The organism is Actinosynnema sp. ALI-1.44 (assembly GCF_001984155.1).
In the GTDB taxonomy this organism is placed as follows: domain Bacteria; phylum Actinomycetota; class Actinomycetes; order Mycobacteriales; family Pseudonocardiaceae; genus Kibdelosporangium.
Map to the genome: position 1 here is coordinate 1 of NZ_MTQO01000030.1, position 13565 is coordinate 13565.

Genomic DNA, 13565 nt, shown 5'->3' on the forward strand with positions numbered 1-13565 from the left:
CCTGAGACGTGATGCGTAGCCGATTGAGGCGAAGTGGATGATCCTATGCTGCCGAGAAAAGCCTCTAGTGAGTGTTCAAGCGGCCCGTACCCTAAACCGACACAGGTGGTCAGGTAGAGAATACTAAGGCGTTCGGGTGAACTGTGGTTAAGGAACTCGGCAAAATGCCCCCGTAACTTCGGGAGAAGGGGGGCCGTGTGGCGTGAAGGGATTTACTCCTGGAGCGTTGTGTGGCCGCAGAGACCAGCGAGAAGCGACTGTTTACTAAAAACACAGGTCCATGCGAAGTCGTAAGACGATGTATATGGACTGACGCCTGCCCGGTGCTGGAACGTTAAGAGGACGGGTTAGTGCCCTTGTGGTGCGAAGCTCAGAATTTAAGCGCCAGTAAACGGCGGTGGTAACTATAACCATCCTAAGGTAGCGAAATTCCTTGTCGGGTAAGTTCCGACCTGCACGAATGGCGTAACGACTTCTCGGCTGTCTCAACCACAGGCCCGGTGAAATTGCACTACGAGTAAAGATGCTCGTTACGCGCGGCAGGACGGAAAGACCCCGGGACCTTTACTATAGCTTGGTATTGGTGCTCGGTTCGGCTTGTGTAGGATAGGTGGGAGACTGTGAAGCCTTCACGCTAGTGTGGGTGGAGTCGTTGTTGAAATACCACTCTGGTCGAATTGGGTGTCTAACCTCGGACCATGATCTGGTTCAGGGACAGTGCCTGGTGGGTAGTTTAACTGGGGCGGTTGCCTCCTAAAGAGTAACGGAGGCGCTCAAAGGTTCCCTCAGCCTGGTTGGCAATCAGGTGTTGAGTGCAAGTGCACAAGGGGGCTTGACTGTGAGACTGACGGGTCGAGCAGGGACGAAAGTCGGAACTAGTGATCCGGCCATGGCTTGTGGAAGCGTGGTCGCTCAACGGATAAAAGGTACCCCGGGGATAACAGGCTGATCTTGCCCAAGAGTCCATATCGACGGCATGGTTTGGCACCTCGATGTCGGCTCGTCGCATCCTGGGGCCGGAGTAGGTCCCAAGGGTTGGGCTGTTCGCCCATTAAAGCGGTACGCGAGCTGGGTTTAGAACGTCGTGAGACAGTTCGGTCCCTATCCGCCGCGCGCGTAGGAGACTTGAGGAAGGCTGTCCCTAGTACGAGAGGACCGGGACGGACGAACCTCTGGTGTGCCAGTTGTTCTGCCAAGGGCATGGCTGGTTGGCTACGTTCGGAAGGGATAACCGCTGAAGGCATCTAAGCGGGAAGCTCGTTCCAAGATGAGGTCTCCCACCCCTTTGTGGGTTAAGGCTCCCAGCTAGACGACTGGGTTGATAGGCCAGAGATGGAAGCGCGGTAACGTGTGGAGTTGACTGGTACTAATAGGCCGAGGACTTGCTCACAAAGATGTTACGCATCCACTGTACGGTTCTGAAACACCAAACCGGGGATCCGATCGAGGGTCTGGTTTGAGGTGGTTTCATGGTTTTACCGTGGTTATAGCGAAGAGGAAACGCCCGGTCCCATTCCGAACCCGGAAGCTAAGCTCTTCAGCGCCGATGGTACTGCACTGGGTACGGTGTGGGAGAGTAGGACACTGCGGTAATATTTTTTCGAGGGGCCCCGCGAGAATCGCGGGGCCCTTTCGGTATGTCACGCTCTGGCCTGAGCCGTCAGCTCACCAGACCGGTTGTTACCATGGTCGACGGCCTGCTGGCCGACTTGTGAATGTTTCAGCCCCGCCGGACGGGGCGTGGAGGTCTAGGTGTCAGAGTTCGAACGGCCCGACGGCGGCAGCGGCGACCAGCCGCGCGGCCGCGGAGCCGGCGGCGATCGTCAGAACGATCGCCGTAACGACAGTCGGCGTGGGTACGCCGCCGACCGCAAGCCGCGAGGAGCTGCTGCGGACAAGGGCAGGCGCGACTCATGGCGTGGTGACGACCGCCGTGACGACCGCCCACGCTTCAACCGCGACGACAAACCACGCCGGGACAACTCCGACCGTCGCGACTTCCGCCGTGATGACCGCGGGGACTCCGGCCGTGGCCGGGACGACCGACCCTTCCGCAAGCCAGCGCGCGACAACAACTCCCGTGGCTACGACCGCGACAAACCCCGACGCGACTTCACGTCCCGCGACCGTGACAACGACAACCGCTGGGACAACAGGAACGACAACCGCAGTGGTGACAGGCGCGGCTCCGACCAGGACCGTCCACGCCGCTCCTTCGACAGGGACGACCGCCCCCGGTTCAACCGGGACGACCGGCCCCGCCGTGACTTCGACCGTGGCAACGATCGGAACGCCGACCGCGGACCGCGCCGCGATTTCAACCGTGACGACCGCCCGCGCAACGACTTCGGACGTGGCGGCGGCCAAGGCGACCGCGGCCCCCGCAGGGACTTCGACGACCGACCACGCCGTGATTTCAACCGGGACGACAAACCCCGACGCACCTTCAGCGGCGGAGACGACCGGCCACGCTTCAACCGTGACGACAAGCCTCGTGGCAGTTACGGCGGCGACCGCGGTCCTCGGAAGAGCTTCGGCCGAGATGACAAGCCCCGCGGCAGTTACAGCGACGATCGTGGTCCTCGTAGGGACTTCGGCCGCGACGACCGGCCCCGTCGGAACTTCGGCGATGATCGTGGACCCCGCAAGGACTACGGTCGTGACGACAAGCCTCGTGGTAGCTACGGCGATGATCGTGGACCCCGCAAGAGCTTCGGTCGTGACGACAAGCCTCGTGGTAGCTACGGCGATGATCGTGGACCCCGCAAGGACTACGGCCGTGACGACAAATCTCGCGGTAGCTACGGCGGCGACCGTGGACCCCGCAAGGACTACGGCCGCGACGACCGGCCCCGTCGGAACTACAGCGACGACGGCCCGCGCCGGGATTTCGGTGGCGGCGACCGTCCGCGCAAGGATTCCAGCCGGGACGACCGTCCTCGCCGGGATTTCGGCGGCAGTGACCGTCCCCGCAAGGACTTCGGCGATCGCCCACGGCGGGACTTCGCGAAGGACGACCGCGGTCCCCGCGGTGAAGGCCGGGACGACCTCAGCCCTCGCAAAGACGCCGTGGACCAGGAACTGGTTGGCGACGTGTCCGAGTCCGCTGACGTCGTCGAGCGCGACGACCTGACGGTGGACGGCGCGGACGAGCGGGGCACGGACGCGGTGAGCGCCGAGTCCGGCGACGCCGACGAGCAGGCCGAAGCCGCCGACACCAAGCCGGAGAAACCGGCCAACCCCGACCTGGCCACGTTGCCGGAGGGCGCGGACATCTCCAAGCTCGACCCCGAGGCCCGGCAGGAGCTCAAGAGCCTGCCCAAGGCCCAGGCCGAGGACGTCGGCCAGCACCTCGCCGCGGCGGGCATGCTGATCGACGAGGACCCCGAACTGGCCCTCAAGCACGCCCGGATCGCCCGTGGCAAGGCCTCACGGGTCGCCATCGTCCGGGAAGCCGCCGGTCTGGCCGCGTACCACGCGGGCGAGTGGTCCGAGGCGTTGTCGGATCTGCGTGCCGTGCGCCGGATGACGGGTTCGAACGCGCACATCGCCGTGATGGCCGACTGCGAGCGCGCCCTCGGCCGCCCCGAGCGTGCGTTGGACCTGGCCAAGGAGGCCGGGGCGGGCGTGAGCCCGGCGACCGCCGTCGAGTTGCGGATCGTCGCGGCCGGTGCGCGGCGTGACATGGGGCAGTTGGACGCCGCGGTCGTCGCGCTGCAGGGCGCGGACCTGGACCCGAAGCGCAAGGACCCGTGGAGCGCGCGGCTGTTCTACGCGTACGCCGACAACCTCGAAGCTGCCGGTCGTACCGACGAGGCGATCCGTTGGTTCCTCAACGCCGCCCAGGCCGACGACGACGAAGAGACCGACGCGGCCGAGCGGGCCGTGGAACTCGGGGCCGCGCTGCAGTGAAACGTCGGCTGCTCGACATCTACGACGCTCTGCTGCTCGACCTGGACGGAACCGTCTACCGCGGCGGTGAGGCGGTGGCGGGAGCGGCGGAAACGGTCCAGGCCGCCAGGGAGAACGGCACAGCGGTCCGGTTCGTCACCAACAACGCGTCGCGCAGTCCCGAAGACGTCGCGGAGCACCTGACGGGCCTCGGCGTCGCCGCCGCGCCGTCCGAGGTCAGCACCAGCGCACAGGCGGCGGGCAGTGTCCTCGCCGAGCGGCTCCAACCCGGCGACGAGGTCCTCGTCGTCGGGACGGACGCGCTCGCCGACATCGTCGACGAGGCGGGCCTGCGACCGGTCCGGATGTTCACCGACACCGTCAAAGCCGTGGTCCAGGGTCTGTCACGGGACGTCGCCTACCGCGACCTCGCCGAGGCGACCCTGGCGATCCGGGCAGGCGTGCTGTGGGTGGCGTGCAACATGGACGCCACACTGCCGACTGAACGCGGTGAGCTGCCCGGCAACGGCTCGTTGGTGGCAGCGGTGCGTGCCGCGACCGGCCAGGAACCCGTTGTCGCGGGCAAGCCCGCACGGCCGTTGATGGACGAGGCGATCACGTCGGCCAACGCGGGCAGCCCGCTGGTCGTCGGGGACCGGCTGGACACCGACATCGCGGGTGCCGTCACCGCCGAGGTGGACGCCCTGCTCGTGCTGACCGGGGTCACGACACCCGCCGAGTTGCTGGCCGCGCCCGCGTGGCTCAGGCCGCGGTACGTCGCTGCGTCGATCGGTGACGTCTGCGGGCCCGCTGCCGGGCTGGAGATTGCGGCACAACGTGCATGGGAGGTCGACCGCACCGACCACCAGCTGACCGCCCGGTGGGCCGGAAACGGCTCACCCGTCGACGAACTGGCCTTATTGCGGGCGCTGTGCGCGGCCCACCGGCCGATCGACGGCGGCGAGATCAAGGTGCGCGCCGAGGACGACACGACACGAGCCGCACTCGTGGCACTGGGAATTGCCAGAACGGCGGTACCGTGAAGTGGTGCAGTTCAACTCCGAAGGCAGCTGGCGGCCTCCCGTCCCAGGTCCGCCGCCGGACCCGACGGCCGCGATCACCGCGGCACTCGCCGGGTTGGAAGGGCTCGACCAGCTGGAGCCGGTCGAGCACGTGGGACGGTTCGACGCGGTGCACACAGCGCTGACCGAGGCGCTGTCCAGCATCGACAAGGTCTGACATCCCATGCCCCGCAGGTCGCGGCTGGACGCTGAGCTCGTGCGTCGTGGCCTGGCCAGGTCACGCGAGCACGCGTCCCAGCTGATCGCGGACGGCCACGTCACCGTCAAGGGCGTGGTGGCCAGGAAACCGGCCACCGCCGTGGAAACCGACGCGCCGGTGCTCGTCCGCGAGGACGCGGACGACAACTGGGCGTCACGCGGCGCGCACAAGCTGATCGGCGCGCTCGAGGCGTTCGGACCGGATGGGTTGACCGTCAAGGGGAAGCGCTGTCTCGACGCGGGCGCGTCCACCGGCGGGTTCACCGATGTGTTGCTGCGCAACGAGGCCACTCAGGTCGTCGCCGCGGATGTCGGGCGTGGCCTGCTGGTCTGGCGGCTGATGACCGACTCGCGGGTCATGGTCCTCGACAAGACCAACGTCCGCGGCCTGACCCCGGAGTTGACCGAAGGGCCGGTCGACCTGGTGGTCGCCGACCTGTCGTTCATCTCGTTGAAACTCGTCCTGCCCGCGCTGCTGGCCTGCACGACCGAGGACGCCGACCTGGTGCCGATGGTCAAACCGCAGTTCGAGGTCGGCAAGCAACGACTGGGCTCCGGCGGTGTCGTCCGGGATGCTGGACTGCGTGCCGACGCCGTCATCGAGGTGCTCACCGCCGCGGCCGAACTGGGTCTGCGCCCGCACGGCGTGGTGGCCAGCCCGTTGCCGGGGCCGTCGGGCAACGTCGAGTACTTCGTCTGGCTGCGACGTGGTGACCGGCTCGACTCCGAGCAGGTCGCCGACATGGTTCACACTGCGGTGCAGAAGGGGCCACAATGACCGACGACAGACCGTCGATCTACGAGATCCTGATGGTCGTGCACACCGGCCGCCACGCGAATCGGCGGACCGCCGAACTGGTGGCCGAGCAGTTCGCGAAAGCCGGGGTGTCCGTCCGGGCGCTCGAGGTCGAGTCCGGCGACTTCAGTCCCGGCTTGGCGACGGTCCCCACCGATGAGAACGCCGCGAAGGGCGTCGACCTCGTGTTCGTCCTCGGCGGCGACGGGACGCTGCTGCGCGCCGCCGAACTCGCGCGGCCCGCGGGGGTGCCGGTGCTCGGCGTGAACCTCGGCCGGGTGGGGTTCCTCGCCGAGGCGGACTCCGACGACCTCGACGTGGCCGTGCGGCGGGTGCTGGACGGCAAGTTCCACGTCGACGAGCGGATGACGCTCGAGGTCGTGGCGACCCACGAGGGCGACGAGATCGCGCGGACGTGGGCGTTGAACGAGGCCAGTGTGGAGAAGAGCAGCCGGGACAAGATCCTGGACGTGCTGATCGAGGTGGACGGCCGTCCGGTGTCGGCGTTCGGTTCGGACGGTGTGCTGTGCGCGACCCCGACCGGCTCGACGGCGTACGCGTTCTCCGCGGGCGGACCGGTGATCTGGCCGGACGTCCAGGCCATGCTCGTGGTGCCCAGCAACGCGCACGCCATGTTCGCGCGGCCGTTGGTCGTGTCGCCGACGTCGACCGTGGCGATGGAGGTCGACCCGAACGGACACCCGGCGGTGTTGTTCTGTGACGGTCAACGCACCTTCGACCTGCCGCCGGGCGCGCGGGTGGAGGTTTCGGCGGGATCGGAGCCGGTCAGGCTGGTCCGGCTGTGGGACGGGCCGTTCACCGACCGGCTTGTGAAGAAGTTCGGTTTGCCCGTACAGGGGTGGCGGAAGCGATGACTGTCATGGCGGGTAGGTAGGGTTCGCACTGTGCTGGCCGAGATGCGCATCCAGGGCCTCGGCGTCATCGACGAGGCGACCCTGCAACTGGACCCCGGGTTCACGGTAGTGACAGGTGAGACCGGGGCGGGCAAGACCATGGTCGTGACCGGGCTGCATCTGCTGTCCGGCGGCCGTGCCGAGGCGTCCAGAGTGCGCTCTGGCGCGAGCCGTGCCGTGGTCGAGGGCCGTTTCCACGTGCCGCCTGATTCACGGGCCGCGAAGGTGGCGGTCGAAGCGGCCGCGGAACCCGACGAGGACGGCAGCCTGATCGCGCTGCGGACGGTCGGGTCGGACGGCCGGTCCCGCGCCCACCTCGGTGGCCGGTCGGTGCCCGTCGGCGTGCTGTCCGAACTGGCCGAGCAGTTGATCGCGGTGCACGGTCAGAACGACCAGTTGCGCCTGCTGCACCCGGCGGAGCAGCGCGCGGTGCTGGACACGTTCGCCGGGGACGCGGTCGCCAAGGCGGTGGCGGAGTACCGGTCGACGCGAGCCGAGTGGCTCGACGTGATCGAGGAACTGCGCGAGAAGACCGAGCGCGCGCGTGAACTGGCCAAACAGGCCGACATGCTGCAGCACGGGCTGAAGGAGATCGAGGCGGTCGACCCGAAACCGGGTGAGGACGACGCGTTGGTCGACGAGGCACGCAGGCTGGCGGACGTCGACCAGTTGCGTGAGGCGGCGGCAGGCGCGCACTTCGCGTTGAGCGGGTCGCCGGACGATCCGGCGGACGGCAGCGGCGCGATGTCGTTGGTCGACGAGGCCAGACGGCGCCTGTCGGCGTCGGAAGACCCGAAGCTGCGTGACCTCGAACCGCGGCTGGCGGAGGCGGCGGTGTTGTTGAGCGACGTGAACAACGAGCTCAGCAGCTACGTGGAAGGCCTCGAGGCGGACCCGGCGCGCCTGGAGCAGGTGCTGGCCCGGCAGGCCGAGCTGAAGATGCTGACGCGCAAATACGCCACGGACATAGACGGCGTGCTGGCGTGGGCGGCGGACGCGGCGCAGCAGCTGACGGGCCTGGACACGTCCGAAGAGGCTCTCACCGCGCTGGCGGCCCGGCGTGACTCGCTGGCGGTGGAGCTGGCCCGGCACGCGGCGACGTTGACCGAGCAGCGTGAGCGCGCGGCGCAGGAGTTGTCCTCTGAGGTGACCGCCGAACTGGCTGGGCTCGCGATGGGATCGGCGGGGATCGACGTCGCCGTGCGTCCCCGGATGGCGTCCGCCGATGACGCGCACGCGCTGCAGGTCGGCGACGTGCAGTTGTCCGCCGGGCCGGACGGTGTCGACGAGGTCGAGCTGCGGCTCAAGGCGCACGACGGCGCGCAGGCGTTGCCGGTGCACAAGGCGGCTTCCGGCGGTGAGTTGTCGCGCGTGATGCTGGCGATCGAGGTTGTGCTCGCACACGCTGACCCGGTGCCGACGATGGTGTTCGACGAGGTCGACGCGGGGGTCGGCGGTCGGGCGGCGATCGAGATCGGTCGGCGGCTGGCCCGGCTGGCCCGCAGCCACCAGGTCGTCGTGGTCACCCACCTCGCCCAGGTCGCCGCCTTCGCGGATCGCCACCTGGTCGTGGACAAGTCAGCCAAGGGCGGCCTCACCAAGTCCGGCGTGAAGACGTTGACGGCAGAGCAGCGGGTCGTGGAACTCGCCCGGATGCTTGCCGGGATGGAGTCCACCGAGACCGGGCGCGCTCATGCCGAGGAGCTTCTCGGGTTGGCTGAGGCCGCCAAGCGGGAGGCTATCAACGGAAAGAAGTCCCGCCGCAAGAAGTAACCAGCCGCACCTGACACGGCGTGTCCCGAATTCGGGCACGCCGTGTCCTGCGTTCCGGCACCCCGAGATGGGACCTTCCGGGGTGCTGGGGTGGGGGACACGGCGAGGTTCACTCAGGGTGTTCCGCTGGCCCTCAGTGCCACGGATGTCGTCAAGCGGGTGATCGTTGCGCGGTCTCGCGGATCTCGGTCGCATGCTGGGGATCTTCCGGCCTTTGCCGCAATTGTGCGCATTTGGGCTGGTCACAGCATGTCACCTGTGGATCGCCCCTGTGGGTGAGCGTCCTTTTGCGTCGGCGTGGCGTGGTTATTGTGGACTGTCCATTTGTCACCATCGCTGTTATGAAGCTTCCGGGAGTGCTCAATCGCGCCGGCCAGAGTCAGCCCGGGGTGACCGGGGCGGCCAGGGTCGACCGGCGGACCGGCGATCTGCTTCGCCGGATCGGTCCCGGCGACATCGTTGTGCTCGACCAGCTTGACCTTGACCGGACGACCGCCGACGCGTTGGTCGCGGCGGGTGTCGCCGGTGTGGTCAACGCTTCTCCTTCCATTTCAGGGCGTTTTCCCAACCTCGGCCCGGAACTTCTTCTCGAGGCCGGGATTCCGCTCATCGACGGTGTCGGTGTCCACGCGCTGCGGGAGATTCGTGAGGGCAGCAAGCTGCGGCTGCACGGCTCCGCCGTCTACTGTGGAGGCAAAGAGGTCGCCACCGGGGTTCAGCAGACCGCCGAGACCATCGCCGACCAGATGATCGAGGCGAAGGCCGGGATGTCGGCTCAGCTCGAAGCGTTCTCCGCCAACACCATCGAGTTCCTGCGCCGCGAACGATCCCTCATCCTCGACGGCGTCGGTGTGCCGGAGCTGCGGGTGCCCATCAAGGACCGGCAGGTCCTCATCGTCGCCCCGGGCACCGACTTCGTCGAGGACCTCAAGAGCCTCAAGCGGTACATCTCCGAGCACCGGCCCGTCCTCGTCGGGGTGTCCGGTGGCGCCGACGCGCTCAAGGACGCCGGGTACAAGCCGGAGATCATCGTCGGGGACCCCGACCGCATCAGCACCGACACCCTCCTCGGCGGCGCCGAGGTCGTCATCCCCGCCGACGAGGGCGGGCACGCCCCCGGTCTCGAACGCATTCAGGACCTCGGCATCGGCGCGGTCACGTTCCCCGCGTCCGGCAACGCCGAGGACCTCGCGCTGCTGCTCGCCGACGCACACGGTGCCTGTCTCGTCGTCACCGTCGGGTTCCAGGCCACGCTGCGGGAGTTCCTCGACAGCGGCCGGTCCGGGTCCAACCCGTCGACCTTCCTCACGCGGTTGAAGCTCGGCAGCAAACTCGTCGACGGCAAAGCCGCGGCGCGCCTGCACCGCACCCGGGTCTCCACCGCCGCCATCGTCCTTCTCGTTCTCGCCGCTCTCGTCGCTGTCGCCGCCGGGCTGGCCGTTTCCGGCGTCGGCGGGTCCTACGCCGACTGGACGGTCAGCACCTGGAACGACTTCGTTGCCTGGATCAAGGGGTTGTTCACGTGATCTCGCTGCGCTACCACATCATCTCCGTCGCCGCGGTCTTCCTCGCTCTCGCGGTCGGTGTCGTGCTCGGGTCGAGCACGTTGAGCCGCACGTTGCTGTCCGGGCTGGCCGACGACCGCGACGGGCTGGCCAAGCAAGTCGCCGACCTGGAGTCCGAGCGCAACGGCCTGAACGCGCGGCTGGCCAGTTCGGACGGGTTCGCCGGGTCGATCGGGCCGATGGCGGTCCGCGGTGAGCTGGACCAGCGCACCGTGGTGCTCGTGACCACGTCCGACGCGCGCCCGGCCGACCGGGACGCGGTGAAGGCCCTGATCGGCAACGCGGGCGGCTCGGTCTCCGGCGAGCTGGCGCTCACCGACGCGTTCGCCGATCCGCAGAAGGCCGACCAGCTCAGGGACGTCGTGACCCGCCTGCTGCCCGCCGGGCTGCAGTTGCCGACCGCGTCGGACCCCGGCACGCTCTCCGGTGGCCTGATCGGGTCGCTCGCCGTGATCAACAAGGACACCAACCAGCCGCAGGCCCAACCGAACGAGGTCACCGCCGCGTTCACCGGCCTGTCCGACGCCGGGTTCGTCCGCATGCCGGAGAACTTCAAGCCCGGCCAGCTCGCGCTGGTCCTCACCGGGAGCGCGTCGACCGGCGACGGTGCCGGGGACCGGGCGTCCACGCTCGCCCGGTTCGCCGCCCAGCTCGACCGCTCCGGTGCCGGTGCGGTGCTCGCCGGGGACACGGGCTCGGCGGACGCCACCGGCCCGGTCGGCATGGCGCGCGCGGACACCGCGACGACGGCCATTCTGTCTACTGTGGACAACGTCGAGCTGAACGCGGGCCGGGTGGCGGCGGTTCTGGCGCTCGGTGAGCAGCTGGAGGGCAAAGCGGGCCGGTACGGCACCGCGGGAACGGCGCAGTCCGTCGTCCCCTGATCGTCACGTACGGTAGTTGCCGACACGCTCATATACCCGGTTCCCCACCGGTCGGCAAGAAGGTGTTACCGTGGAGCCCCGTGGAAAACAGTAGGCGGCTGCCTCAAGCGCGGACGACAAAGCACGTTTTCGTGACGGGAGGCGTCGCCTCCTCACTGGGCAAGGGACTCACCGCTTCCAGTCTCGGACAGCTCCTGACCTCGCGCGGGCTGCGCGTCACGATGCAGAAGCTCGACCCGTACCTCAACGTCGATCCCGGCACGATGAACCCGTTCCAGCACGGCGAGGTGTTCGTGACCGAGGACGGCGCCGAGACCGACCTGGACATCGGGCACTACGAGCGGTTCCTCGACCGCGACCTCACCGGCACGGCCAACGTGACCACCGGGCAGGTGTACTCGACCGTGATCGCCAAGGAGCGGCGCGGCGAGTACCTCGGCGACACCGTGCAGGTCATCCCGCACATCACCGACGAGATCAAGTCCCGCATCCAGGCCATGGCCCTGCCCGACGCCAACGGCATCGTCCCGGACGTGGTGATCACCGAGGTCGGCGGCACGGTCGGCGACATCGAGTCGCTGCCGTTCCTGGAGGCGTGCCGCCAGGTCCGGCACGACGTGGGCCGGGACAACTGCTTCTTCCTGCACGTCTCGCTGGTGCCGTACCTGGCGCCGTCGGGCGAGTTGAAGACGAAGCCGACCCAGCACTCCGTGGCCGCGCTGCGCAACATCGGTATCCAGCCCGACGCGATCGTCTGCCGCGCCGACCGGGAGATCCCGGACTCGTTGAAGCGCAAGATCGCCCTGATGTGCGATGTGGACACCGAAGCGGTCGTCGCCGCGCCGGACGCCCCGTCCATCTACGACATTCCCCGAGTGCTGCACGGCGAGGGCCTTGACGCCTACGTCGTGCGCCGCCTCGGCCTGCCGTTCCGCGACGTGGACTGGGCCGTGTGGGGCGATCTGCTCGGCCGCGTGCACAACCCGAAGGAAACCGTGCGGATCGCGGTCGTCGGCAAGTACGTCGACCTGCCGGACGCGTACCTGTCGGTGACCGAGGCCCTGCGCGCGGGCGGGTTCGGCAACCGCGCCAAGGTCGAGATCGTGTGGGTCGCGTCGGACTCCTGCGACACGCCGTCCGGTGCCGCGCACGCACTGTCCGGTGTGGACGGTGTGCTGATCCCCGGCGGGTTCGGCGTGCGGGGCATCGAGGGCAAGCTCGGTGCGATCAGCTTCGCCCGTGACCGCAAGATCCCGCTGCTGGGCCTGTGCCTCGGCCTGCAGTGCATGGTGATCGACGTGGCGCGCAACCTGGCCGGGCTGACCGGCGCGAACTCCGCCGAGTTCGACGAGAACACCGAGCACCCGGTCATCTCGACGATGGCCGACCAGGAGGACGTCGTCGCGGGCGAGCGCGACATGGGCGGCACCATGCGGCTCGGCGCGTACACGGCCGCGTTGACCGAGGGGTCGCTCGTGGCGAGCTCGTACGGGTCGACCTCGGTCTCCGAACGGCACCGGCACCGCTACGAGGTCAACAACGCCTACCGCAAGCGTTTGGCCGAGGCAGGGCTGGTCTTCTCGGGCACCTCGCCGGACGGGCACCTGGTCGAGTTCGTCGAGCTGCCCGCCGACAAGCACCCGTTCTACGTCGGCACGCAGGCGCACCCGGAGCTCAAGAGCCGCCCGACCCGTCCGCACCCGCTGTTCGCCGGGTTCGTCAAGGCCGCGCTGGCGTACCGCACGGCCGACCGGCTGCCGGTCGAGCTGCCGGAGAACAACCACATTGTGAGCGTGGGATCGTGACCGACCGGCACACGTTCGACGTCGTGTCCACGAAGGACATCCACATCGGCAGGGTGGTCGGCCTGCGGATGGACGAGGTCCGCATGCCCGGCGGCGGTACGGCGATGCGCGAGGTCGTCGAGCACCTCGGCGCGGTCGCCGTGGTCGCGCTGGACGACGAGGACAAAGTGGTGCTGATCCACCAGTACCGCCACCCGGTCGGCCGCAGGCTGTGGGAACTGCCCGCCGGACTGTTGGACGTCTCCGGCGAGGACGCGGTCACCACCGCCGCGCGTGAACTGGAGGAGGAGGTCGACCTCGCCGCCGCCGAGTGGGGTGTCCTGGTGGACGTCGCCGCGTCGCCGGGCTTCACCGACGAGGTCGTCCGGGTGTTCCTGGCGCGTGGCCTGACCAAGGCCAACCGGGTCGAGCCGGAAGGCGACGAGGAAGCCGACATCGTCGTCGAACGCGTCCCGCTGGCCGAGGCGGTGGCCAAGGTGTTCTCGGGCGAGATCATCAACGCCTCCACCGTGGCCGGGCTGCTGGCCGCGTACGCGGTGCGCAACGGGCACGCCGAACTGCGCCCGGCGGACGCACCTTGGGACGACAAGCCGACCGCGTTCGCGGAACGCCGCAAGTAGGTCGATCTCTCGGAAAGGGCGGGTCCACGGCTGCGTG

At 68.3% G+C, this 13565-nt stretch carries 10 protein-coding genes and 2 rRNA genes; all 12 read left to right on the top strand.

The features are described from left to right. A 23S ribosomal RNA gene (locus tag ALI144C_RS04745) occupies positions 1 to 1390 on the top strand; the annotation flags it as partial. An 86-nt stretch (positions 1391 to 1476) separates the two neighbouring features. Further along, a 5S ribosomal RNA gene (gene rrf, locus ALI144C_RS04750) occupies positions 1477 to 1593 on the top strand. Positions 1594 to 1752: 159 nt separating this feature from the next. Then, positions 1753 to 3912, top strand: a complete 2160-nt coding sequence (locus ALI144C_RS57230; RefSeq protein ID WP_076985778.1) for a hypothetical protein — start codon at positions 1753 to 1755, stop codon at positions 3910 to 3912. Further along, the gene (locus ALI144C_RS04760) at positions 3909 to 4934 is read left to right on the top strand and encodes an HAD-IIA family hydrolase (RefSeq protein WP_076985779.1); all 1026 of its coding nucleotides are present in this window, start codon (positions 3909 to 3911) and stop codon (positions 4932 to 4934) included. The genes ALI144C_RS57230 and ALI144C_RS04760 overlap by 4 nt, the downstream gene beginning before the upstream one ends. Positions 4935 to 4938: 4 nt before the next feature. After that, the gene (locus tag ALI144C_RS04765; protein WP_076985867.1) at positions 4939 to 5130 is read left to right on the top strand and encodes a hypothetical protein; all 192 of its coding nucleotides are present in this window, start codon (positions 4939 to 4941) and stop codon (positions 5128 to 5130) included. 6 nt (positions 5131 to 5136) lie between these two features. Next, positions 5137 to 5949 (top strand): TlyA family RNA methyltransferase, encoded by an 813-nt coding sequence (locus ALI144C_RS04770; RefSeq protein ID WP_076985780.1) that lies wholly within the window; start codon positions 5137 to 5139, stop codon positions 5947 to 5949. Beyond that, positions 5946 to 6842, top strand: a complete 897-nt coding sequence (locus ALI144C_RS04775; RefSeq protein ID WP_076985781.1) for an NAD kinase — start codon at positions 5946 to 5948, stop codon at positions 6840 to 6842. Before ALI144C_RS04770 ends, ALI144C_RS04775 begins: the two co-directional genes overlap by 4 nt. Before the next feature lie 30 nt (positions 6843 to 6872). Next, a complete protein-coding gene (recN, locus tag ALI144C_RS04780) occupies positions 6873 to 8654 on the top strand; it encodes a DNA repair protein RecN (RefSeq protein WP_076985782.1) in 1782 nt (593 codons plus the stop codon). A gap of 341 nt (positions 8655 to 8995) precedes the next feature. Next, positions 8996 to 10180: a putative cytokinetic ring protein SteA gene (gene steA / locus ALI144C_RS04785; RefSeq protein ID WP_076985783.1), complete on the top strand. Its 1185-nt coding sequence runs from the start codon at positions 8996 to 8998 to the stop codon at positions 10178 to 10180. After that, positions 10177 to 11103 carry a copper transporter gene (locus ALI144C_RS04790; RefSeq protein ID WP_076985784.1) on the top strand — a complete coding sequence of 309 codons (927 nt, stop codon included), beginning with the start codon at positions 10177 to 10179 and terminating at the stop codon, positions 11101 to 11103. Before steA ends, ALI144C_RS04790 begins: the two co-directional genes overlap by 4 nt. A 98-nt stretch (positions 11104 to 11201) precedes the next feature. Beyond that, positions 11202 to 12908, top strand: coding sequence for a CTP synthase (locus ALI144C_RS04795; RefSeq protein WP_076985868.1), 1707 nt, complete (start codon positions 11202 to 11204; stop codon positions 12906 to 12908). Then, positions 12905 to 13528: an NUDIX domain-containing protein gene (locus tag ALI144C_RS04800; protein WP_076985785.1), complete on the top strand. Its 624-nt coding sequence runs from the start codon at positions 12905 to 12907 to the stop codon at positions 13526 to 13528. Before ALI144C_RS04795 ends, ALI144C_RS04800 begins: the two co-directional genes overlap by 4 nt. Positions 13529 to 13565 lie beyond the last annotated feature (37 nt).

Bases quoted from the DNA above. Each gene is read 5' to 3' on its own strand.
- ALI144C_RS04770 (WP_076985780.1), top strand. From the start codon at position 5,137: ATGCCCCGCAGGTCGCGGCTGGACGCTGAGCTCGTGCGTCGTGGCCTG.
- steA (WP_076985783.1), top strand. From the start codon at position 8,996: ATGAAGCTTCCGGGAGTGCTCAATCGCGCCGGCCAGAGTCAGCCCGGG.
- ALI144C_RS04775 (WP_076985781.1), top strand. From the start codon at position 5,946: ATGACCGACGACAGACCGTCGATCTACGAGATCCTGATGGTCGTGCAC.